The organism is Nocardia sp. NPDC020380 (genome assembly GCF_044386975.1).
GTDB lineage: Bacteria > Actinomycetota > Actinomycetes > Mycobacteriales > Mycobacteriaceae > Nocardia.
This window is the reverse complement of record NZ_JBIRVQ010000001.1, coordinates 212,099-233,075: the sequence shown is the minus strand read 5'-3', so window position 1 is coordinate 233,075 and position 20,977 is coordinate 212,099. Positions and strand designations below refer to the sequence as shown.

Sequence of the window (20,977 nt, the reverse complement as noted above, 5' to 3'; positions counted from 1 at the left end):
CAATCGCAAGGCGTCCACCAGGAGCGGGCGGCCGGCGCTCACGGGGACAGCATGCCGGGCTCGCTACCCTCGTCCACCGGGCGGAACAGCGTGATGACGAAGCGCGGATCGGCATTCGGCAGGGGTCGCGTGTAGAGCTCGACCGGTTGCCAGGAACGGTCCACCCGCAGCAGGCGCACGATCGCCCGGGCGGTCTTGATCCGCTGTTCCCGGAAATCCAGCATCACCTGCAGATAGAACTTCATGTCGTCGGGGTGGATGAGATGCGTTGTGGTCAGGTTGAACTCGCGGGAACCGGTCGGTTCGGTCCCGCGCGCGACCGGATGATGACGCCACGCGATACCCGCCAAAGGCGGCGTCAGCCAATCGATGATCTGCATGGTCACCGTGTCGATGAGCGCGGTGGTGCCGCCGAGCAGCGCCACCGCGGCATCCGCGTGATAGGTCGGCTGCACGATGCCGGGTTCGTGATCCTCCCCGACGCACAACAGCAGACCGCGCAGCGTGTGCTCGGCGTGATGCGCGAAGAAACCGAAGACCCGCGTGGTCTTCTTGTCATCCGCGGTGAGCACGCGCATGGGTCCCGACCAGCGCGTACCCGGCTGCCCGTTCAAAGCGGCCGTGATGAGGCGATCGCGTTCCTCGCACTCCGCGATGCGGCTCAGGAACCAGGCGCCGTGCAGCAGCGGGAAACCCGCGGGGAGCACCGCGCCGCCGTCACCGTGATTGCGCAGCGTCCACTGCCTGCCGTCCCACAGGAAGGCGTCCACCGCGGGCGGTTCGGTCATCGGGGCGTCGCCGCTGCCCGCCCACAGCAGCACGCCGAGCGTCGCGCCGTCCGGGCCGGGCAGGGGCCGGGTGCTGACCCGATAGCGTTCGCCGCGTACCGGCACCTCGCGTTCGCAGGGGGCATTGGAGCTCAGGGTGGTGGCGACCGCGGAACCCGCCAGTGTCGCAAGGGAAGTGGGTCGTAAGGCCCGATGCAGGGAACGCGACCGCGCCGTTCCGTCCTCCGGCACGTACCGGATGACGGCGGCCGGTTCGGCGGCATCGATCAAGAACCACATGGCGGTCATTGTCCCGGGCGGGCGCCGGTTGCACGGCTGGACCCGGTGGACCGGACCCGTCAGACTCGCAGGCGTGCCGAAAAACAGACGGACAGCGGGCCGGAAACCGGGTCAATCGCATCGATTCGGGCAGATCGTCACCCGCCGGCAATTCGTGCACGACGGCCGCCACCGCACCTACACCCTGCTGCACACCGATCCGGTCCAGCAGGGCGCCGCGCTCATCCTGGCCCTGCACGGCAGTTTCGAGAACGCGCAATCCTTCCACCGCTTCACCCGCGGCGCCTTCGACACCCTCGCCCGCGACGGCCGCGCGGTGCTCGCCTACCCGGACGCCGTGCGCGAATGGAACGGCGCCCGCACCGCCGCCATCCTCTACCCGAGCGCCAAGAGCGTCGACGATGTCGGCTTCCTCGGCGCGCTGATCGACGAGATCGCGGCCCGGCAGCCGATCGACCCGGCCCGCGTCTACGCCATCGGCTACAGCCTCGGCGGCCAGATGACCATCCGCCTGCTGCACGACGCACCGGAACTGCTCGCGGGCGCGGCCCTCATCGCCGTGAACCAGCCCGCCCCGGGCAATCTCACCGTCGCCACCACCGAACCGCCGCGACGGCCCGTCCCGGTCCTCACCATTCACGGCACCGCCGATCCCCTCGCCCCGTACACCGGCGGTGTCATCAGCCTCCGCGGTCTCTTCCCCAAGGGGGAGCACCTCTCCGCCGCCGACACCGCCGCCTACTTCGCCCGCCGCAACGGCATCACCACCGCGCCGACGGACAGCCGCCTCCACACCACCGGAAAACCCGTGCACCGCACCGACTATGCGGGCGGTGCACCCGTCGCCTTCTACACCGTCGACGGCGGCGGCCACCACATCCCGGGCGCCTCCACCGGCAACCGCCTCACCTTCGGCGCCCCCGCCCCGCATTTCGACGCCACCGCGGCCATCTCCGACTTCTTCGGCCTGACCGCCTAGATCCCGCATCCACACCGGTCGTGCCGCATCGCCGGACGGGTCGGCTGCGCCGGTCGGCAAGATCTGCCCGGTTCGCGGGGCCGTGCGAGCCGGGAACGCCCGGCGACGCCGGATGGTAGGGGGCCGGCGCGCCTCGGGCACGGCCGCCGCCGTCGCGCCCGCCGGAATCCCATGGCCGAGGGGCGGATCCTGCGCTCGGACGGCCGGCACATCGGTGCGGCATGGCCGCGACGCCGCGGGAGTGGAAGACTGCGGGCATGAACGACGCCGTGTCTGCGCCCGTGGCCGTTATTCGTTGCGGGGGGAGGGTGCGCAGTCAGCCCGAAGCGCAGCAGCGCGCCGGGCGGCTGGCGGCGGCCGTCGCGGCCGCGGGCATCGGGCGCGGGGATCGCGTTGCGGTCATGGCGCGCAATGACATCGAGTTCCTGGAGGCCTCGCTCGCGATCGCGACGGCGGGCGGGAATCCGGTGCCGATCAATACCCGGTGGACGGCGCCCGAGGTGGCGCATGTGCTCGCCGATGCCAAGGTGCGGCTGGTTTTCGCGCATACCGAGTTCGTGCCGGTGGTGGAGGCGGCGAGCGCGGCGGCGGGAGTCGCGCCGGTGATCGTCGAAATCGGCATGCCGCCAGGGCTTCTCGCGGAATCCGGGCTGCCGGGGGAGCTGGGCGAGCCGACCGGTCGCCACCCACTGTTCGAGGAGTGGATCGCCACCCAGCCGGAACCGCTGGGTCACCTCGAGGGCGCGATCTCGGACAGCATGGGGTTGATCTACACCTCCGGCACCACGGGCCGCCCGAAAGGCGTTGTCCGCGAACGCATGACACCGCAGCAACTGCTCGCCATCGCGGGAGCGACCGCGCAGCGCATGGGGCTCACGCCCGGCGGGGAGATGCTGGTGGCCGGGCCGCTGTACCACGCGTCCCCGAATGCCGTTGCGGTGCTTGCGCTTCGGATGGGCACCAATATCACCATCATGCCGCGCTGGGATTCCGCCCGATTCCTCCAGCACATCCATGAACAGCGCGTCCAGCAGGCGAAGATCGTGCCGACCATGCTGTCCCGATTGCTGAGCCTGCCCGCCGACGTGCGCGAGCGCTACGACACCAGCAGCCTCACCCACCTGATCCATTCGGCCGCGCCTTGCCCGCCGGCCATCAAGCGCGCCGCCATCGACTGGTTCGGCGATGCCCTCTCCGAGTTCTACGGTTCCAGCGAATCCGGGCCGCTGACCTGGATCAGCGGCACCGAATGGCTCGCCCACCCGGGCAGCGTCGGCCGCCCCGCCGACGGTTCCGCGGTCCTCGTCGCCGACGCGTACGGCAAGGAACTGCCCGCCGGCGAGATCGGCCGCGTCTACGTGCGCGGCCCCGAATACTGGCCGGCCTTCGAATACCTCGGCCTGGGCGCCCCCGGCGGCGCGGTCGACGGCATGATCTGGGTCGGTGACCTGGGCCGCTTCGACGAGGACGGCTACCTCTACCTCACCGGCCGCGACTCCGAGGTGGTCATCCGCGGCGGCGTCAACATCTACCCCGCCGAGATCGAGGCCGCCCTGCTCGCCGTGAACGGCATCGAAGACGCCGCAGTGGTCGGAATCCCGGACACCACAGGCGATCTCGGAGAGACAGTGGCCGCACACATCCTGCCCCGCCCGGGCGCGGAACTCACCCCCGGGGCCATCGCCGCCGCCCTGCGCGGCCAGCTCGCGCCCTACAAGATCCCCTCCCGCATCGACATCGTCGCCGAGCTGCCCCGCGACGACAACGGCAAGGTCTACAAGCAGCGGATCCGGGAACTCCTCACCGCCGCTGGCAATCACGGCGCGTAGTCGGCGGGCCCACCTTCGAGTGGTGCTGACGATATCCAGCAATATTCTGAGAACATACGTTCGATTTGGAATATGATCGCTGGATGAATCCGGGTCGGAGCGGTGGATGGTACGAGCTGAGGACTCGACTGTGCACAGGGCATCGGGATGCGTAGAGCTCGCCGCGAAACCCCGTTCGTGGTCGCGGCCCCATCGTATGCGCGGATTCGAACCCGTTTGCACGTCACCGATTCGGAGGCTGCGGCGTTGTTCGAAATAGGCAATTTTCTCGGTGGACTGTTCCGTACGGGGCTCGCCGCGCGAGTTGAGAGCGGTCATCTGGACCACAGGCATCAGGCCGAAGACCGGGCCGCGAGGAAACGTGACTTGACTGCGGTGTCGTCGTCCAGGTGGGCCGGTGCGATCACCCGCGCGGTCGAGGATCAGTATCAGACAGGTATCCGTGGACTGGTCGCGCACCTGCGTAGTCTCGATGAGGCGATCGGGATGCTCGAAAAGCGTTGCGCTCTTTCACCTGGCGAACGGGATGGGAAGGTTGCCGGCTACCGCACTGGAGCCGAAAGGTTCGAGAAGACGCGTCGACTGGCTGTGCTGAGAGGTAGGGCCGAGGAGACGAAACGGCGGTTGGAGGATGGCCGGCCCTCGATGGTTGTGGGCGGTAAGCGGTTGTGGCGCAACCGAAACAATCTCGATGCCGCCGGCCTCACCGAATCGGAGTGGCGTGAACGCTGGGATACGGCACGGATGTTCCTTACTGCGGACGGTGAAACCGGCAAAGCGGGTGGCAACGAGACCATCCGTGTTTCACCGGCCACCAGGCAACTACGCATCAAGGTTCCCGCTGCGCTGGTGGATCGATTCGGAACGCACCTGATCATCGGCACACCGGTAAGTTTCAGTCACCGCCGGGAACAGTGGCAGGAGCGCATTCGCGCGAGTCGCGCGGTCCGATACGACATGGTCTATGACCCGGAACGCGGAAGGTGGTACCTGGACGCTTCGTGGCGCGTCGAGCCGGAACCGCAACTTCCACTCGCCGTACTTCGGGCCGGTCGCGTTCTCGGCGTGGATATGAATGCCGGGCACTTGGCGATATGCGTCGTGGATAGCTCGGGCAATCCGGTCGATGAACCGTGCACGATCAATCTTGTTGTACAAGGCTTTCCGGCGACTACGCGCGACGGCAGACTTCGAGCTGCTGTTACCCAGTTGCTCGATCGTGCCGAGGCTGCTGGATGTGCCGCGGTGGTGATCGAGAACCTCGACTTCGCCGACGCACGGTCGAGCGGTCGCGAGACGATGGGCCGAGGAGTGCGGGGCAGACGATTTCGCAGAACCGTCGCAGGTATGCCGACCGCGAAGTTCCGGGATCGACTGCGGGGCATGGCGGCTCGGCGAAACCTTGCTCTGATCGCGGTCGACCCCGCACACACCTCCAAAACCGGTGGCAAACATTGGCGCAAACCACTTCAGCATCGAACTTCCGATCGAGACGTCACCGTCCACGATGGTGCGGCCGTCGCGATCGGCAGGCGCGCACTCGGATACAAGCTTTCGCGTCACCCCGCAGGACCCTGTGCTCGACAGCGGACGAGTACAGGCATGCCACGGGGCTCGGCGGCTGCGCTTAACCGGGTTCGGGCGACGTCCGGTGGGCCCCGCCCCACCACCGGCCCCTACGAGGAGGCCGGAGCGGTTCGGCGGGCAGCGCCGCACGTCAGCGACCAAGACCGTTCGGGTCGCATCGAGCGAACTTACTATCGCTTGCTAACAGGTTAGGAACGGTAGGTACAGTCGAGAGTTATGTGTGCGCCGTTGCCGACATTGTGCGGGAAGCCGGTGGCGACGGATCGGGCGCTGGTGATGGCGATCGTGAACCGGACGCCGGATTCTTTCTATGACAAGGGCGCGACCTTCAGCGACGAGGCCGCCATGGCCGCGGTCGCGCGGGCGGTCGCCGAGGGCGCGGATCTGGTCGATATCGGCGGCGTGAAGGCCGGGCCGGGCGCCGAGGTGGACGCCGCCGAGGAGGCCCGCCGCACGGTGCCGTTCGTGGCCGCTATCCGCGAGCGTTTCCCGGAGCTATTGATCAGCATCGACACCTGGCGGGCCGAGGTGGCGCGGGCGGCGGTGGCCGCGGGCGCGGACCTCATCAACGACACCTGGGCGGGCGCGGACCCGGAGCTGGTGGGCGTGGCGGCGGAACTCGGGGTGGGCATCGTGTGCAGCCACACCGGGGGTGCGATTCCGCGGACCCGGCCGCATCGGGTGCGGTACGCCGATGTGGTGGGGGAGGTCGTCGAGACGGTCGTGGCGGCGGCCGAGAACGCCGCGGCGGCGGGTGTGGCGAAGGACTCGATTCTCATCGATCCGACGCACGATTTCGGCAAGAACACGTACCACGGGCTCGAATTGTTGCGTGCAGTGGACGTTCTTGTGAAAACCGGATGGCCCGTCTTGATGGCGCTGAGCAATAAGGATTTCATCGGAGAGACTCTTGGTGTCGGCCTGTCCGAGCGATTGGAGGGCACATTGGCAGCGACTGCTTGGTCGGCCGCCGCGGGCGCCCGCGTTTTCCGGGTGCACGAGGTGGCCGCAACACGCCGGGTGGTGGACATGATCGCCGCGATCCAGGGTCTCCGCCCACCCGCCCGAACTCTGCGAGGTCTCGCATGAGCAAGAAACATCTGCCCACCGACTGGGCGAGCACCCACACCTTCGACCGTCCCGACTGGTCCGTCGACGCACTCGTCGAGGCCAAGGGCGACCGGACGGTCTCCGTCGTGTTGCCCGCACTCAACGAGGAAGACACCGTCGCCGACGTGGTGGCCAGCATCCGGCCCCTGCTCGGCACGCTGGTAGACGAACTCGTGGTGCTGGACTCCGGCTCCACCGACGCCACCGCGGAGCGCGCAGCGGCCGCGGGAGCCACCGTGGTCAGCCGCGAGCAGGCGGTGCCCGAACTCGAGCCGGTCCCCGGCAAGGGCGAATGCCTGTGGCGGTCGCTGGCCGTCACCTCCGGGGACCTGATCGCGTTCGTCGACTCCGATCTGATCGACCCGGATCCGCGGTTCGTGCCGAAACTGCTCGGCCCGCTGCTCACCGTGGACGGCATGCATCTGGTCAAGGCGTACTACCGCCGTCCGCTGCGGCAGGGCGCCACGGTGGACGATCACGGCGGTGGCCGCGTCACCGAACTGGTCGCCCGGCCGCTGCTGGCGGCGCTGCGTCCGGAACTGTCGAATGTGCTGCAGCCCTTGGGCGGCGAGTACGCCGGCACCCGGGAACTGCTCACCTCGGTGCCGTTCGCGCCGGGCTACGGCGTCGAGATCGGGTTGCTGCTCGACACCTACGACATGCTCGGCCTGCCCGCCATCGGCCAGGTGAATCTCGGTGTGCGGCAGCACCGCAACCGGCCGCTCTCGGATCTGGGCGTCATGAGCCGCCAGATCCTGGGCACCGTGCTGGGCCGCAGCGGCGTGCGGGACTCGGGTGCGGCGCTGACCCAATTCCCGCTCGTCTCGGGTGAATTCACGGCGCAGTCCACCGAGGTGTCGCTCGTGGACCGGCCGCCCATGAACACGCTGCGTCCCGAATGGGCCGCGGCCTGAGGGCTTTTCACCGCGCGCTTTCCAAGAGAGTGGACGGAATGCTTTTCAGCATTCCGTCCATTCTGCTTTTCAGCGGTCGTGCCGATAGATCGGCGTGAGCAGATCGGCCTCGATCGGCTCGCCGGTGTTCCGGTCGTAGCGGACGCCGACCACCGCCGAGAACGGGTGGGTGCCCGCCCGCTCGTGCAGGGTCGCGAGTCTCGTTGCCAGCAGCCGGATTGCGCCCAGCGAGGCCGGCGGGTGCAACCCGTCGATGACCAGGACCGTGCCCTTGCCGTCCGGGCGGGGAACACGCGCCAGATACGCGATGTCGTACGGTTCGGTGCCGCCCGGCCGGTACACGCGGCGGGCGGCGCGATCCTCGATACCGCGGCGCACTCTCCCGGCGCGCGCCACGGTGCGGCGCAGCCGCGGGTCCGCCGCCACCAGATAGCGCAGGCTTGGCGACAATTCGGGCCCGCCGAGCACGATCAGGCCCTCCCGATCCAGGTCCAGTGGCCGCCCCGGCAGGAACCGCTGCACCTGGGCCTGGAAGCCCAATTCCCGCAGCAGCTCGACCAATCGGTGCGGCGCCGCCGGATCGGGGGCGCCCACCAGGGCGATGGATCGCGTGGTGCTGCGCACGTCCGGGGTCAGGATGGTGAGCGGACCGTGGCCGAAGAACAGGCCCTCCGGTACCGGCCCCTGCGTGCTGACCTGATGGATGCGCGCCCGCGAGAGTCCCGCGGCCGCACCGATTCTGGCGAACGTCCAGCCCTCGGCATGCAGTTCGCGAATGACGGCGCGGCGTATCCGGGTCAGCTCATTGATCTGCTGTTGCGCGGCAGCCACGCCTTCGGTGGCGGCTTTCAGGCGTTCGACCTTGTCTTCGATCGCGAATACCCGTGCCACCTCGTCGGCCGACATGTGCGCAGTCTAGATAGCTGGACAGGATCTGGCGTCAAGTCCACTGGACGGATTCGATCTCAGGTGGCGTCCGGATCCACCGGCGGACGTTCGTTGCGCTCCAGCGGTTTCTGCGGTTTCGGCATCGAAACATCCGAATAACCGCTGCTGGGGGGCGTGACAGGCTTGTCGAAATTACCCGTCAAGAATGAATCGTCGCCATCCAGAAGGTGTTTGGTGACCATCGATTTGGGATTCATACTGCGCAGTTCGTTCAGCTGCTCGAGCGGTTTCCGGATCTCGTCGAATTCCGGCCCGAGCTCCTCGCGCAATTGGTTCGTCGCACCCGTCGCGTAATCACGAACCTGCCGGAGGGTATGCGCGGTCCAGCGCACAGCGCCGGGCAAACGCTCCGGGCCGAGAATCACGAGTGCGGCGACGAGGAGAACGAGCATCTCGCCCCAGCTGATATTGCCGAACACGGGACCAGATTACCTGTGCCCGATTCCGGCGTTTTCGCCGCCGCACCCGTGCGGGAACATGTTTACTTCTGGTCCGACTGGAGTTTCACCGGGACGTCCACTTCGCGTCCGTCGCGAATCAGCTTGATGGTCACCGTTTCACCGGGCTGATGCGACTGCACGGCCACCGTCAGCTCCTCCGGGCCCGTCACGTCACGGTCGCCCACCTTCACGATGACATCGCCCTCCACGATGCCCGCCTGGGCCGCCGCGCTACCCGCCTGCACATCCGCCACCGCGGCGCCGCTCATCACGTCGTTGGAGACGATCTGGGTCTTGGCGCTCACGCCCAGCACCGCGTGCTGGACCGTGTGGTTGGGGTCGTTGATCAAGGTCTGCGAGATGCGCTTGACCTGATCGATCGGAATCGCGAAGCCCAGGCCCACCGAACCACCGGACTCGGACTTGATGGCCGAGTTGATGCCGATCAGCCGGCCCTGCATATCCACCAGTGGGCCACCGGAATTGCCGTGGTTGATGGCGGCGTCGGTCTGCACGGCGTCCAGGGTGGCGTCGGTGTCGGTGCCCTCGCCGCCCACCTTCACCGGGCGGTGCAGCGCGGACACGATGCCGGAGGTGACCGTCTCGTCCAGGCCCAGCGGCGAACCGATGGCCAGCACGTCGTCACCGACCCGCACGTCATTGGAACTGCCGAGCTGGATGACGGACAGGTTCCTCACATCGACCTTCAGTACCGCCAGGTCGGTCTTGATATCGCGGCCCACTATGGTGGCCGGCACCCGATTGCCGTCGGAGAAGACCACCTGCAGCTTGGCCTTGCCGGTCTTGTCATTGGCGAACAGCGAGATCACGTGATTGTTGGTGATGATGTAGCCCGCGCCGTCGATCACCACGCCGGATCCGGTGGATCCGGTGTCGCCGACCCAGTTGCGCACGGTCACCACGGTCGGCATGACCGTATTGACCACCTTGCTGATCTGGTTGTGCGAGGCGTTCCCGGCCGGCGCGGACGCCAGCGACACCTTGTGCGAGGTCAGGGAGGTGGTGGATTCGGCGGTGAGCCGCCCGACCAGTCCACCGGCCACGCCGATGACCAGCGCCACCACGCCCAGGATCGCCAGCGCCTGCCATGCCACCCCGCGGCCGAACAGCACCTCGCGGGCGCCCAGCTTGCGGCCCGGCACCAGCGGTTCCGGCGCGGGCACGCCGACGGCCGGAGTGCCCAGGCGGACCGCGGAATTCGGATCCCGCCACGGATCGGCCGGCCCGGCCGCCGCGGCCTGCTCGGCCTGCGCCTCCGGATCCCGGCCCAGCAGCTTGGTGGAACCCTCCGGCCGGCCGAACGCCTCGGCCAGCACGGCATCCGGCGGACGGTTCTGGATCTCGAGCGGTTCGGGCGCCTTGGCGGGCGCCACGCCATTGGGTCGCGCCCCGAACGAGCCGCTCTGCCCGCTCGGGCGGCGGAAGGCGCGCGCGGTATGTGTGTCGACATGCGGCCGATAAACCGGCCGCGGTCCCAGGACCGGTGCGTCCGACGGCCTCAGGTTCCCCCGATCGGCCGCCGAATCAGAAGTCGCGGCAGTCTCGGTCGACCGCTGCGCAGTACCGTCGGGCCCCTCACCCGGTACCGGGCCCGTGTTCTTCGATTCGGTGGTCACGCGATGAACTCTACTTGCGCCACCACGCGGTCCACCGTCTGCTGTCGAACGAATCTTGGCGCAGGCCGAAGGAAGTCACGCCCCAGGACAGCACGCCGCGATCGGCGGACCGCTCGGGCTCGGGCGTCGCGCCCGGGAGCTCGGACATCGGAATCCGGCTCAAGGTGTCGTGCAGCCGCAGCGGCGCCGAAATCTGATCGGAGGACTGCCGCAGCGCAATCCGCGCCTGCTGCTGCGCCTCCACCTCGGCCGCGCACTCCACGCACACGGAAAGATGATGGGCGGCACGCAGATACGCGTTCATTCGTAGCTCGCCGTCCACATAAGCCACGATGGCCTCGCTGGCCAGGTGCTCGGTGGGAGCGAAACGAGGCGGACGACGGGGCGGTCTGTCCTCGCCACTCATACGCTGCACACACCCTTTCGGACGATTCGAGCTGTATCGGGAATGCCGAGGTGCGGGCTCAGGGCCCGCCCTCACCCGACCTCTTCGGTGGCGGCGAAACGCCGCTCCACTCCATTATGCTCGAGGTGCTCGCGCAGTGCCTGACGTCCTCGGTGGATACGGCTGCGCACGGTGCCCAGTTTGACGCCCAGCGTCGCGCCGATCTCCTCGTACGACAGTCCTTCGATGTCACACAACACCACCGCGGCACGGAACTCCGGCGCCAGCGCGTCCAGCGCCGACTGCAGGTCCGGGTCCAGATTGGCGTCGTGATAGAGCTGCTCCGGGCCGGGACCGTCGGACGGCACCCGGTCGTAGTCCTCCGGCAGCGCCTCCATGCGGATGCGGTTGCGGCGGCGGACCATGTCCAGGAACAGGTTCGTGGTGATGCGGTGCAGCCAGCCCTCGAAGGTGCCGGGCTGATAGTTCTGCAGGGATCGGAAGACGCGGATGAAGGTCTCCTGCGTCAGATCCTCGGCGTCCTGCGGATCACCGGTGAGGCGGTAGGCCAGGCGGTACACGCGGTCGGCGTGCTCGCGGACCAGCTCGTCCCAGGTCGGCATCTTGGTGCGGTCGCCGCTGGCGTCGAAGGCCGCGGTACCGCTCAGGTTGGCCGGATCTTCGGCGAGCAGGGCCGCACCGGAGTCGGCGGACAGAATGAAATCGCCGCTCAGCGAGGTGTCGCCGGCGAGCGGCTGAATCTGCGGGTGCAGAGTGTTGGCGTGTTCACGCGCCGCGTCGACCATGTGGATGGGATTACCTCCTACTCGGGACCGTGAACGTCGTTCCGGTTACAACCGATCGGTTGGATCAGTTCTTCCCGGCCCGGGATCACGATCGCTGGCCTGGCGTGACGCTTACTCTGGTCGGTCGTGATGAGGCCGCAGTATGTGGAGGCTGAGGGACACCTGAGAAAAATCGCGGGCCCGTCCGGTCGCCGCCACGCGATCATGCCCCCGCGCCGTTAGCCTCTAGGGCGTGAGCCAGACTCCCGCGGCACAGAACCTGCAGCGCAACCTCGCCTACGTGGAGGAATCCGTCGCCGAGGACGAGATCCTCGTCGGCGCGCGCGAACGCGCCGTCGAACTCGGCGCGGCGCCGGTGCCACCCGCGGTCGGGGCCCTGATCGGCATGTACGCCCAGCTGCTGGGCGCACGAGCCGTGGTCGAGGTCGGCACCGGGGCCGGCGTCAGCGGGCTCTGGCTGCTGGACGGCATGCGCGAGGACGGCACCCTCACCACTATCGACTCCGAACCCGAGCATCAGCGCGCGGCCCGCGAGGCGTTCCGCTCCGCGGAGATCACGCCCGCCCGCACCCGGCTCATCAACGGGCGCGCCCTGGATGTGTTGCCGCGCTTGGCCGATGGGGCCTACGACCTCGTATTCATCGATGCCGCACCGCTGGAGCACCCGCAGTACGTGGCGCAGGCCGTGCGGCTGCTGCGCGAGGGCGGAGCCATCCTGTTGCACAACGCTTTACTAGGCGGCCGGGTACCGGACCCGGCCCAGCGCGATCCGCAGACCCAGGCCGTGCGCGCCGCCACCCGCGCCATCGCCGAGGATCCGGACCTGACCAGCGTGCTCATCCCCGTCGGCGACGGACTGCTCTGCGCCTCGCGCGGCTGAACCACCCGGTGACGCGCGGCCGTTCGTGCCGCGCGCCACGGGGCCGATCGCGCTGCGCGTGGTCAGGAATTCATAAATTCCGCTTCGACACGCCCGGCCGGCTATTGCCAATGGATTGAACGACTGTTTAGCATTTTGAACATGCGTTCAACCGACGATCTCACCACCCGGGCCCGGATTCGCGATGCGGCGATCACCGTGTTCGGCCAGGAGGGATTCGCGGTGGGGGTCCGGGCCATCGCCGCCGCGGCCGGCGTCTCGCCGGGCCTGGTCATGCACCACTTCGGCTCCAAGGACGGCCTGCGCGAGGCCTGCGACGCCTGGGTCCGCGAGACCGTCCGGACCGCCAAGATGCAGTACATCGAGAACCCCACACCCGGCAGCCTCATGGAACAGCTGGGCCGGATCGAGGACTTCGCACCGCTGATGGCCTATCTGGTCCGCAGCTTCCAGGTGGGCGGCCCGCTCACCCGGACCTTCTTCGAGCACATGGTCGAGGACGCCGAGCAGTACCTGCGCGCGGGCATCGCCGGCGGCAGCATCAAACCGCTGCGCGACATCCCGGCCACGGCGCGCTTCATCGCCACCAACAACGGCGGCGGCATGATGATGTTCCTGCAGCTCTACGCCACCGAGCACGAGGGCCCGATCGACTTCCGGAAGGCCCTGCGCGAGTACGCCGATCGCATGATGCTGCCCGCGCTGGAGATCTACACCAACGGCCTGCTCACCGACTCGTCCGCACTGGACACCATGATCCAGCACGAGCAGCACTAGCTCATTCGCAGCACAAACCCATCCAACGTCGTTTTCCTGCAAGGAGATTCGATGAACGTCCCAGCCGCCCCGGTGATCGAAATCCGGGACCTGCACAAGAACTTCGGGCAGGTGCACGCGCTCGACGGCCTCGACCTCGAGGTCGCCGAAAGCGAGGTGCACGGATTCCTGGGGCCCAACGGCGCCGGGAAATCCACCACCATCCGCGTCCTGCTCGGCATCCTGTCCCGCACCTCGGGCGAGGCCCGGGTCTTCGGGCGCGATCCGTGGACCGACGCGGTCGCACTGCACCGCGACCTCGCCTACGTCCCCGGCGATGTCACGCTGTGGCCGTCGCTGTCCGGCGGCGAGACCATCGACCTGCTGGCCCGCATGCGCGGCGGCATCGATCAGGCACGCCGCGCCGAGCTCATCGACCGCTTCGAACTCGACCCGAAGAAGAAGGCGCGCACCTACTCCAAGGGCAACCGGCAGAAGGTCGCGCTGGTCTCGGCGTTCTCCTCCAACGCGCGGCTGCTGCTGCTCGACGAACCCACCTCCGGCCTGGACCCGCTGATGGAACAGACCTTCAACGAATGCGTGAGCGAGGCCGTCGCGCGCGGCACCACCGTGCTGCTCTCCAGCCACATCCTTTCCGAGGTGGAGAAGCTGTGTAAGCGGGTCACCATCATCCGCGCCGGCAAGACCGTGGAGACCGGCGCCCTCGCCGATATGCGGCACCTGTCCCGCACCTCCATCACCGCCGAATTGACCGGCAGCCCGGGCGATCTCGGCCGCATCCCCGGCGTCAGCGATATCGACATCGAGGGCAACACCCTGCACTGCCAGGTAGACGCCGAACACCTCGGCGAACTCATCCGCGTGCTCGGCGACGCCGGCGTGCGCAGCCTCGTCAGCCAGCCGCCGACGCTGGAAGAGCTGTTCCTGCGGCACTATTCGCTCAACGGCGACGCGCCCGCCGCCGGCGAGCGGCCCGCGTCCACCTCCGCATTGCAGCAGGCCGCGAAATGACCGCCATTACCGCCACCGCACCGCGAGCGCTCGAATCACCGTTGCGCTCAACGGATTTCACCGGCACCGGGCAACTGCTGCGGCTGTACCTGCGCCGCGATCGCGTGGTGCTGCCGCTGTGGGTCGTCATCCTGTCGCTGCCGCTGGGCTCGGTCTACATCAAGAGCATCGCGAAGGTGTATCACACCCCCGCCGACCTGGCGAACTTCGTCTCCAGCGTGCTCGCCAGCCCGGCGCAGCTGGCCATGTACGGGCCGATCTACAACAACAGCCTGGGCGCGGCCGGCATCTGGAAGGCGGGCATGTTCCATGTGCTCGTCGCCGTCGCCACCATCCTGACCGTCATCCGGCACACCCGCGCCGAAGAGGAGACCGGCCGTGAGGAATTGGTCGCCTCCACCCGCGTCGGGCGGTTCGCTGGTCTGACCGCGACCCTGCTGCTGGTCTACGGGGCTTGCCTGCTGATCGGGCTGCTCGCCTTCGTGAGTCTCGCGAAAAGCGATGTGCCCGCCGCGGGTTCGCTGGCCTTCGGGCTGGCGCTGGCCGGGTCCGGTGCGGTGTACGCCTCGGTGGCTGCCGTCGCGGCCCAGCTGAGCACCGGCGCCCGGGTGGCGCGCGGCATCGCCTTCGCGGTGCTCGCCGTGACCTACACGCTGCGGGCCATCGGTGACGTCCGCGCCGGAGCCGGACCCACCAGCGTCCTCACCTGGCTCTCCCCGCTGGGGTGGGCGCTGCAGGTACGGCCCTATGCCGGTGATCATTTCGCCATCCTGCTGCTGCAGCTGGCGCTGGCGGTGGTGCTCACCGGCGTCGCGTACTACCTGCTGGCGCACCGGGATCTGGGCGCGGGCCTGATCGCCGAACGACCCGGCGCGGCCACGGCGGGACCGCTGCTCGGCGGTCCGTTCGGACTGGCCTGGCGGCTGCAACGCGGCACGCTGCTGGCCTGGACGGTCGGGCTCGGACTGTACGGCCTGCTGCTCGGCAGCGTGGTGCACGGCATCGGCAACGAGCTCGGCAGCAGCCAGGGCATCCGGGATGTCATCACGCGCATGGGCGGCAATGCCGCGCTGGAGCAGGCGCTCATCTCCTTCGCGTTCGTGTTCATCGGGATCGGCGCGGCGGCCTACGCGGTGTCGGCGGCGCTGCGGCTGCACGCCGAGGAGTCCTCCGATCGCGCCGAGATCGTGCTCACCGGCGCGGTGTCCCGGATCCGCTGGGCCGCTTCGCATCTGAGTTTCGCGCTGCTCGGATCCGCGCTGGCCATGGCGGTCACCGGACTGCTGGCCGGACTGCTCTACGGCCGGGCCGCCGGGGACGTGCCCGGCAAGCTCAGCGAAACCATGGGCGCCGCAATGGTTCAGCTGCCCGCGGTGTGGTTCTTCCCCGCCGCCACCCTGCTGCTGTTCGGGCTGCTGCCGCGCTGGACCACGGTGGCGTGGGGCGTGCTGTCCGCCGCCATCGCGGTGTACCTGCTGGGATCGATTTCCGGCTGCCCCCAATGGTTCCGTGATCTCGATCCGTTCGAGCACGCGCCGCACATCCCGGGCTCGGCGTTCACCGCGACGCCGTTGATCGTCCTGCTGATCATCGACGCGATCCTGATCGCGGCCGGACTGATCGGATTCCGCGGGCGCGATCTGCGTTAGCCGCGCGCCCGCGCGGGCATACGAACGGCGTCACCGGAAAACCGGTGGCGCCGTTCGCTGTTTCCCAGGGGTTTGCTTGCGCTGCAGCACATCTCCACCGGCGGTACGGTGCACCACAACTCGCCGGGCCGGGCAGCGCAAAGGCAGTGGCGGGGGCTGGATCCGGCCCGGGTTCCGGTGGTACCCCAAAGGGGAACGATTTTCCAGGACGCAAGGATATGGATGAAGACATGTTCGAAGGCGTGATGCTCGGTGTGCATCTGCCGGCCGGCTGGCTATGGGGCGGACTGGTTTTCTTCGGTCTGATCCTGGGCGCGGGACTCCTGGTCCTGCTGCTGGTCAGCGGCGCGCGGTTCGACGAACAGTCGCCCGCGGTCTCCCCGACCCCGGGACCCTGCGCACCGTTCTGCATTTCCAGCACACCCCCCACCCCCAGCTACCCGCAGTAACGACTGCCCGGTGTGATTCGGGGCCACAACCAGGTTTCCGCTCGGGCTGCACGGATACTCCACGAGAATCAGTTCGAGGATCGAAGGTTTTCCCATGGGGCAGCGGACTCCGGCCGTGGTAGGCCTGTATCTCCAGGAAGCCGGGCAATGGCGCCGGATCGCCGAATTCCGGCTCACCGCCACCGGCCACGCCACCTTCCGGGCGGTCGACCCCGTCGAAGGACTCGTCGCCCGCGTCTGGTTCCACCAAGGCGTCGACCTGCCCGGTGAGGACCGCACGGTGCTGCCCGAGGACGGCGCCGACTTCCTGCGAGCACTGCTGCAGCCGTTCGGTTTCCGCGACTACCGCTTCCGCGACGACAGCCCCGGCCTGCGCCGCACCGGCCGCAACGGCCATGAACCCGTCCGCCACGCACACGACGACACCGGACGCGCCGACGCCGCAAAGGATTCCGCCTGCACCGGCCGGCCCGCCGCCTGGCGCGCACTGGATTCCGACGTCATCCGCTTCTGATCCGGCGATATCACGCACTCCCGCAACAGTTCTCGCCGGAACAGCTACATGCTGTTGGCCAGCAGCGCGTACTCGGCAGTGGCCTGCTGCTGCGCATCCACGGCCGTATCACTGTTCACCACCGCCAGATAGCGCTTGTACGGGACAAAACAGCGGTATGCCTTGCCGTCTCCACTGCCGTTGTTGTGCAGGCACTTCGCATCGGGCACCTGTGGTGGCGAGGTGTCCGCCGAATACGAATTGCCGACGTAGGCGATGAGATCCGCCACCAGCCCCAGGCCGGCCGCGGTGCTTCGAGTGCGGAGGATGACATCGGTATCCACGATGCCGATCTCGTCCACTCCGGCTTTGTCGATCATCTGCTGCCGGGCCGCCTTATCCGTTGACGCGTCGATCAATTCGTCGGGGTTGTAGACTGCGAAATTCGATGGATCGGGTACCCTCGCAGGATCCCGCTGTGCCACCACCGCGCGGGCCAGCAGATCGCCGGGATCGACTTGCAGAGTATTCAATTTGTCGGTGGGAGTCGCTTGGAAGGCATCCACCGCCGGTACCTCGGCATCCAGGGCCTTGTGCGCCAAAGACAATAGTTCCTGCTGGTCGGCGCTGAGCGTGGTGACGAACAACCGGACGACGAACTGTTTGCGCGCCATCCACACGGCAACCGTGGCGACACCCGGCCGCCAATGGATCAGCGCGTTCGGATAAGCGTCGATCGACAATCGCTGATTCTGTTGCAGCGCCACTTCGAAGTCGGCGGCCTCCAACTCCTGTGCGGCCAGCGTCGCGTCATCCGCCGTGTCGAAACGAAGCAGCACGACGGACACCGCGTTCAGATTCGGCTGTGTGGGGTCGACGCTCGGCGGCAACGTGCGGTCGGCGCCACCGGACGCGTAATCCACGATGAATCCACGGTTCTGCAGCACCGGCACCGACACCCCGGACATCCCGTCGACCTTCACCACATCGTCCATCTGATCCTTGGTGTGCACGCCCACCGGCCAGCCGACGTTCAAGGTCGGGTCGATGCGCACCGTCGGCACGACCGCCGCGGACATCCGCATGCCTTCCAGCAGATCGCCGTGTCCCTGTGCGTCCTGGTTGTAGTGGAAGCGGCTCACCGGATAGTTTCCGACAGCCAGTGTGCGGACATCGATCTCACCGGCGATCGGATGCCCCTGCGCAGCGCAGCCGCTCACCACCAGCATCGCGCCCAGGCAGATGAGTCCGATAATCCTTGTCGCCCTGGCATTTCGGCCCATGACGATCCCTCCCCGCACAGCAGACCGCTGTTCATTCGATTGTCTGCCGAATATGCGGGTGTGTCAGGGTTTTCGGGTCACAGACTATTGGCGAGCAGCGCGTATTGTGCCGTCGCGCGCTTCTGCGCATCGCCCTCGGTCGCGCTGTTCACCACGCCGACATAGCGTTTGTAGACGACATAGCAGCGGTACGGTTCGGAACCCGTCGGGTGATGCACGCATTTCGTGTCCGGCACTCCGTCGGGCCCGTTTCCGGAGGTTTCACCCAGACTGGCGATGAGGCCCGCGACCAGATCCAGCCCGCCCTTCGCATCCCGCACGCGGAAGAGGAAACTGTCGTCGGCTTCGCTCAATTCGTCCATGCCGGTGTCGGATACGAGCCGGGACCGCAGCGCCATATTGTCGTCCAGCATGATCAGGAAGTTCGGGCCGTACACCGCGAACTTGTCCGGATCCGGAGAACGGTTGTCGCGGTCGGCGACCAGGGTGCGGGCCAGCATCCGGTCCGGGTCCACCGGCAGCTGATCCAGCTTGTCCGACGGGGTGGGCTGGAAGGCGTCCACCGCCGGCACCTCCGCGTCGAGGGACTTCTTCGCCCACGACAGCAGATCGGTCTGATCGGCCGACGGCCGGGACGCGAACACCGAGATGACGAACTGGCCGCGCGGCATGGTCACGCCGATGGTCGGCACACCCGGCCGCCAATGCGAGAAGGCATCCGGATAGTCGGGCAGCGTCAGCTTCTGGTTCTGGTTCAGCGCCACACTGAAATCGGCGTCCTCCAGCTCCTTCGCCGCCAGCTTCGCATTGTCGGCCGAGGGGAAACGCAGCAGGCGCAGTGTGACGGTGGTGCCGTTCGGATCCGGATCGCCGTTGATGTCCTCGCGATCCGAGCCACCCGCCGCGAATCCGACGATGAAACCGCGATTCTGCAGGATCGGCCGCGCGGACGAGGACAGCCGGCTCACGCTCACCACATCGTCGACGGAGGTCAGCACCTGGCCGTCGCGGCCCACGTTCAGGCTGGAATCGACCTTGAGGGTCGGCACCACGGCATCGGCCATCCGCATGCCCTCCAGCAGCGCGCCCTTACCGCCCGAATTCTTGTCGTAGGTGTAGCGATTCACCGGGTAGGTCCCGGTGTCCAGCTTGCGGACATCCAATTCGCCCGGCACCGCATGGCCCTGCTGCCCGCAGCCCGCCACCAGCGCCGTCAATGCCACGCAGGCGAAGCCCGCTGTGATCCGTGCCCTGCGGCCCATATCGATCCCTCCCGCGCGCCTGCCGGCGGCACTCCCTCACCGATTTTCGGGCCCGGACTGTGCGCTGTCCACTCCGAAACGCGAGGTGATCAGACCCAGACGCCCTTGCCGACGGTCACCACGCCGCCATTGCTCACCGCGAAACGATCCCGGTCGCGGTCCAGATCCACGCCGATGATCTCGCCCTCCGACACCACCACGTTCTTGTCCAGAATCGCGTGCCGCACCACCGCGCCGCGCCCGATCCGCACACCCGGCATGAGCACACTGCCCTCCACCGTCGCGCCGTCCTCCACGAACACGTTCGAGAACAACACCGAATTGCGGACCGTGGCCGCCGACAAGATGCTGCCCGCACCCACGATCGACTCCTGCGCCAGCCCGCCGCGCCCGAACTTGGCCGGCGGCAGATTCTCCGCGGCGCCACGAATCGGCCAATGCTTGTTGTAGAGATCGAAGACCGGATCCACGGACACCAGATCCATGTGCGCCTCGTAGAAGGCGTCCAAGGTGCCGACATCACGCCAATAGCCGCGACTGCGGTCGGTCGCGCCGGGCACCACATTGCCATTGAAGTCGTAGACCGCGGCCGCACCCGAGCGCACCAGGCCCGGAATGATGTCGCCACCCATGTCGTGGTCGGAATCGCCGTCGTCCGCGTCCGCGCGGATCGCGTCCACCAGCACCTTCGTGGTGAACACGTAATTGCCCATGGACGCGAAGGTGACATTCGGATCGTCCGGGGTGCCGGGCGGATGCGCCGGCTTCTCCAGAAAGCCGGTGATGCGGCCGGATTCATCGGAGTCGATGCAGCCGAACGCACTCGCCGTACTGCGCGGCACCCGGATGCCCGCCACCGTCACGCCCGCACCGGATTCGATGTGTGCCTGCACCATCTGCTCCGGATCCATCCGGTACACGTGATCGGCGCCGAACACCACGATGTACTCCGGGTCCTCGTCGTAGATCAGGTTCAGCGACTGCATGATCGCGTCCGCCGATCCGGTGTACCAGCGCGGACCCAGCCGTTGCTGCGCCGGCACCGGAGTGATGTACTCGCCGCCGAACCCCGACAGCCGCCACGTCTGCGAGATGTGCCGGTCCAGCGAATGCGACTTGTACTGCGTGAGCACACAAATCCGCAGGTAACCGGCATTCACCAGATTCGACAACACGAAATCGATGAGCCGGTACGCGCCACCGAAGGGGACCGCCGGCTTCGCGCGGTCCTTGGTGAGCGGGAAGAGTCGCTTGCCCTCGCCACCGGCGAGCACGATCCCGAGTACGTGCGGCTGGCTCCTCACACCGCCAAAACTACCGGTACTAATCGAACACGGAATGTCCGTGTGGTCCCGTGTTCGCTTACTTTCGGCGGGGTGTCGCCCACGGCGCGTCGTGGCGATTGGAGCCGCGACGAGCAAGCGTCTAGTTTGAACCGTGCCCGCTCGTTCGCGGCCCGGCTCGGTCTGGA

At 67.8% G+C, this 20,977-nt stretch carries 20 protein-coding genes; 11 read left to right on the top strand and 9 right to left on the bottom strand.

Annotated elements, in window-relative coordinates:
- Window positions 1-38: 38 nt before the first annotated feature.
- Window positions 39-1,067 carry a GAF domain-containing protein gene (locus tag ACH438_RS01040; protein ID WP_396999771.1) on the bottom strand — a complete coding sequence of 343 codons (1,029 nt, stop codon included), beginning with the start codon at window positions 1,065-1,067 and terminating at the stop codon, window positions 39-41.
- A gap of 73 nt (window positions 1,068-1,140) precedes the next feature.
- On the opposite strand from ACH438_RS01040, the gene ACH438_RS01035 reads away from it, so the two are divergent.
- From ACH438_RS01035 to ACH438_RS01015, 5 genes are all read left to right on the top strand, one after another.
- Window positions 1,141-2,046, top strand: a complete 906-nt coding sequence (locus ACH438_RS01035) for an alpha/beta hydrolase family esterase (protein WP_396999769.1) — start codon at window positions 1,141-1,143, stop codon at window positions 2,044-2,046.
- A gap of 308 nt (window positions 2,047-2,354) precedes the next feature.
- Window positions 2,355-3,875, top strand: a complete 1,521-nt coding sequence (locus ACH438_RS01030) for an AMP-binding protein (RefSeq protein ID WP_396999767.1) — start codon at window positions 2,355-2,357, stop codon at window positions 3,873-3,875.
- 216 nt (window positions 3,876-4,091) lie between these two features.
- Complete coding sequence (locus ACH438_RS01025) at window positions 4,092-5,654, top strand: hypothetical protein (protein ID WP_396999765.1); 1,563 nt, start codon at window positions 4,092-4,094, stop codon at window positions 5,652-5,654.
- Window positions 5,655-5,678: 24 nt separating this feature from the next.
- Entirely contained in the window at window positions 5,679-6,551 is an 873-nt protein-coding gene (gene folP / locus ACH438_RS01020) for a dihydropteroate synthase (RefSeq protein WP_396999763.1), read from the top strand.
- The gene (locus tag ACH438_RS01015; protein ID WP_396999761.1) at window positions 6,548-7,486 is read left to right on the top strand and encodes a glucosyl-3-phosphoglycerate synthase; all 939 of its coding nucleotides are present in this window, start codon (window positions 6,548-6,550) and stop codon (window positions 7,484-7,486) included. Before folP ends, ACH438_RS01015 begins: the two co-directional genes overlap by 4 nt.
- 69 nt (window positions 7,487-7,555) lie before the next feature.
- Here ACH438_RS01015 and ACH438_RS01010 read toward each other — a convergent pair whose 3' ends face one another.
- The 5 genes from ACH438_RS01010 to sigE all read right to left on the bottom strand — a co-directional run bounded on the left by ACH438_RS01010 (window position 7,556) and on the right by sigE (window position 11,702).
- On the bottom strand, window positions 7,556-8,392 hold the full coding sequence (locus tag ACH438_RS01010; protein WP_396999759.1) for a hypothetical protein: 837 nt from the start codon (window positions 8,390-8,392) through the stop codon (window positions 7,556-7,558).
- Window positions 8,393-8,451: 59 nt separating this feature from the next.
- Window positions 8,452-8,853, bottom strand: a complete 402-nt coding sequence (tatB, locus tag ACH438_RS01005; RefSeq protein ID WP_396999757.1) for a Sec-independent protein translocase protein TatB — start codon at window positions 8,851-8,853, stop codon at window positions 8,452-8,454.
- A 62-nt stretch (window positions 8,854-8,915) separates the two neighbouring features.
- Window positions 8,916-10,511, bottom strand: coding sequence for a S1C family serine protease (locus ACH438_RS01000; protein ID WP_396999755.1), 1,596 nt, complete (start codon window positions 10,509-10,511; stop codon window positions 8,916-8,918).
- A gap of 10 nt (window positions 10,512-10,521) precedes the next feature.
- Entirely contained in the window at window positions 10,522-10,917 is a 396-nt protein-coding gene (locus ACH438_RS00995) for a hypothetical protein (protein WP_396999753.1), read from the bottom strand.
- Window positions 10,918-10,988: 71 nt separating this feature from the next.
- Window positions 10,989-11,702: an RNA polymerase sigma factor SigE gene (gene sigE / locus ACH438_RS00990; RefSeq protein ID WP_396999751.1), complete on the bottom strand. Its 714-nt coding sequence runs from the start codon at window positions 11,700-11,702 to the stop codon at window positions 10,989-10,991.
- 232 nt (window positions 11,703-11,934) lie between these two features.
- Between sigE and ACH438_RS00985 the strand changes: the two genes are divergently transcribed.
- The 6 genes from ACH438_RS00985 (at window position 11,935) to ACH438_RS00960 (ending at window position 16,982) form a co-directional block, all read left to right on the top strand.
- A complete protein-coding gene (locus ACH438_RS00985; RefSeq protein ID WP_396999749.1) occupies window positions 11,935-12,582 on the top strand; it encodes an O-methyltransferase in 648 nt (215 codons plus the stop codon).
- 141 nt (window positions 12,583-12,723) lie between these two features.
- A complete protein-coding gene (locus tag ACH438_RS00980) occupies window positions 12,724-13,359 on the top strand; it encodes a TetR family transcriptional regulator (RefSeq protein ID WP_396999747.1) in 636 nt (211 codons plus the stop codon).
- Window positions 13,360-13,410: 51 nt separating this feature from the next.
- Window positions 13,411-14,370 (top strand): ATP-binding cassette domain-containing protein, encoded by a 960-nt coding sequence (locus tag ACH438_RS00975; protein ID WP_396999745.1) that lies wholly within the window; start codon window positions 13,411-13,413, stop codon window positions 14,368-14,370.
- On the top strand, window positions 14,367-16,019 hold the full coding sequence (locus tag ACH438_RS00970; protein WP_396999743.1) for an ABC transporter permease: 1,653 nt from the start codon (window positions 14,367-14,369) through the stop codon (window positions 16,017-16,019). Before ACH438_RS00975 ends, ACH438_RS00970 begins: the two co-directional genes overlap by 4 nt.
- A 218-nt stretch (window positions 16,020-16,237) precedes the next feature.
- Entirely contained in the window at window positions 16,238-16,468 is a 231-nt protein-coding gene (locus ACH438_RS00965; protein ID WP_396999741.1) for a hypothetical protein, read from the top strand.
- A gap of 94 nt (window positions 16,469-16,562) precedes the next feature.
- A complete protein-coding gene (locus tag ACH438_RS00960) occupies window positions 16,563-16,982 on the top strand; it encodes a hypothetical protein (protein ID WP_396999739.1) in 420 nt (139 codons plus the stop codon).
- A gap of 44 nt (window positions 16,983-17,026) precedes the next feature.
- Here the strand turns inward: ACH438_RS00960 and ACH438_RS00955 are convergent, their stop codons facing one another.
- The 3 genes from ACH438_RS00955 to glgC form a co-directional block, all read right to left on the bottom strand.
- On the bottom strand, window positions 17,027-18,244 hold the full coding sequence (locus ACH438_RS00955; protein ID WP_396999737.1) for a hypothetical protein: 1,218 nt from the start codon (window positions 18,242-18,244) through the stop codon (window positions 17,027-17,029).
- Between the two features lie 77 nt (window positions 18,245-18,321).
- The gene (locus ACH438_RS00950; RefSeq protein ID WP_396999735.1) at window positions 18,322-19,506 is read right to left on the bottom strand and encodes a hypothetical protein; all 1,185 of its coding nucleotides are present in this window, start codon (window positions 19,504-19,506) and stop codon (window positions 18,322-18,324) included.
- An 89-nt stretch (window positions 19,507-19,595) separates the two neighbouring features.
- Window positions 19,596-20,810, bottom strand: a complete 1,215-nt coding sequence (gene glgC, locus ACH438_RS00945) for a glucose-1-phosphate adenylyltransferase (protein ID WP_396999733.1) — start codon at window positions 20,808-20,810, stop codon at window positions 19,596-19,598.
- Window positions 20,811-20,977: the final 167 nt, after the last annotated feature.

Bases quoted from the DNA above. Each gene is read 5' to 3' on its own strand.
- folP (WP_396999763.1), top strand. From the start codon at position 5,679: ATGTGTGCGCCGTTGCCGACATTGTGCGGGAAGCCGGTGGCGACGGAT.
- sigE (WP_396999751.1), bottom strand. From the start codon at position 11,702: ATGGTCGACGCGGCGCGTGAACACGCCAACACTCTGCACCCGCAGATT.
- ACH438_RS00955 (WP_396999737.1), bottom strand. From the start codon at position 18,244: ATGGGCCGAAATGCCAGGGCGACAAGGATTATCGGACTCATCTGCCTG.
- ACH438_RS01040 (WP_396999771.1), bottom strand. From the start codon at position 1,067: ATGTGGTTCTTGATCGATGCCGCCGAACCGGCCGCCGTCATCCGGTAC.
- ACH438_RS00995 (WP_396999753.1), bottom strand. From the start codon at position 10,917: ATGAGTGGCGAGGACAGACCGCCCCGTCGTCCGCCTCGTTTCGCTCCC.
- ACH438_RS00960 (WP_396999739.1), top strand. From the start codon at position 16,563: ATGGGGCAGCGGACTCCGGCCGTGGTAGGCCTGTATCTCCAGGAAGCC.
- ACH438_RS01015 (WP_396999761.1), top strand. From the start codon at position 6,548: ATGAGCAAGAAACATCTGCCCACCGACTGGGCGAGCACCCACACCTTC.
- ACH438_RS00975 (WP_396999745.1), top strand. From the start codon at position 13,411: ATGAACGTCCCAGCCGCCCCGGTGATCGAAATCCGGGACCTGCACAAG.
- ACH438_RS00965 (WP_396999741.1), top strand. From the start codon at position 16,238: ATGGATGAAGACATGTTCGAAGGCGTGATGCTCGGTGTGCATCTGCCG.
- ACH438_RS00970 (WP_396999743.1), top strand. From the start codon at position 14,367: ATGACCGCCATTACCGCCACCGCACCGCGAGCGCTCGAATCACCGTTG.
- ACH438_RS00980 (WP_396999747.1), top strand. From the start codon at position 12,724: ATGCGTTCAACCGACGATCTCACCACCCGGGCCCGGATTCGCGATGCG.
- ACH438_RS00950 (WP_396999735.1), bottom strand. From the start codon at position 19,506: ATGGGCCGCAGGGCACGGATCACAGCGGGCTTCGCCTGCGTGGCATTG.
- ACH438_RS01010 (WP_396999759.1), bottom strand. From the start codon at position 8,392: ATGTCGGCCGACGAGGTGGCACGGGTATTCGCGATCGAAGACAAGGTC.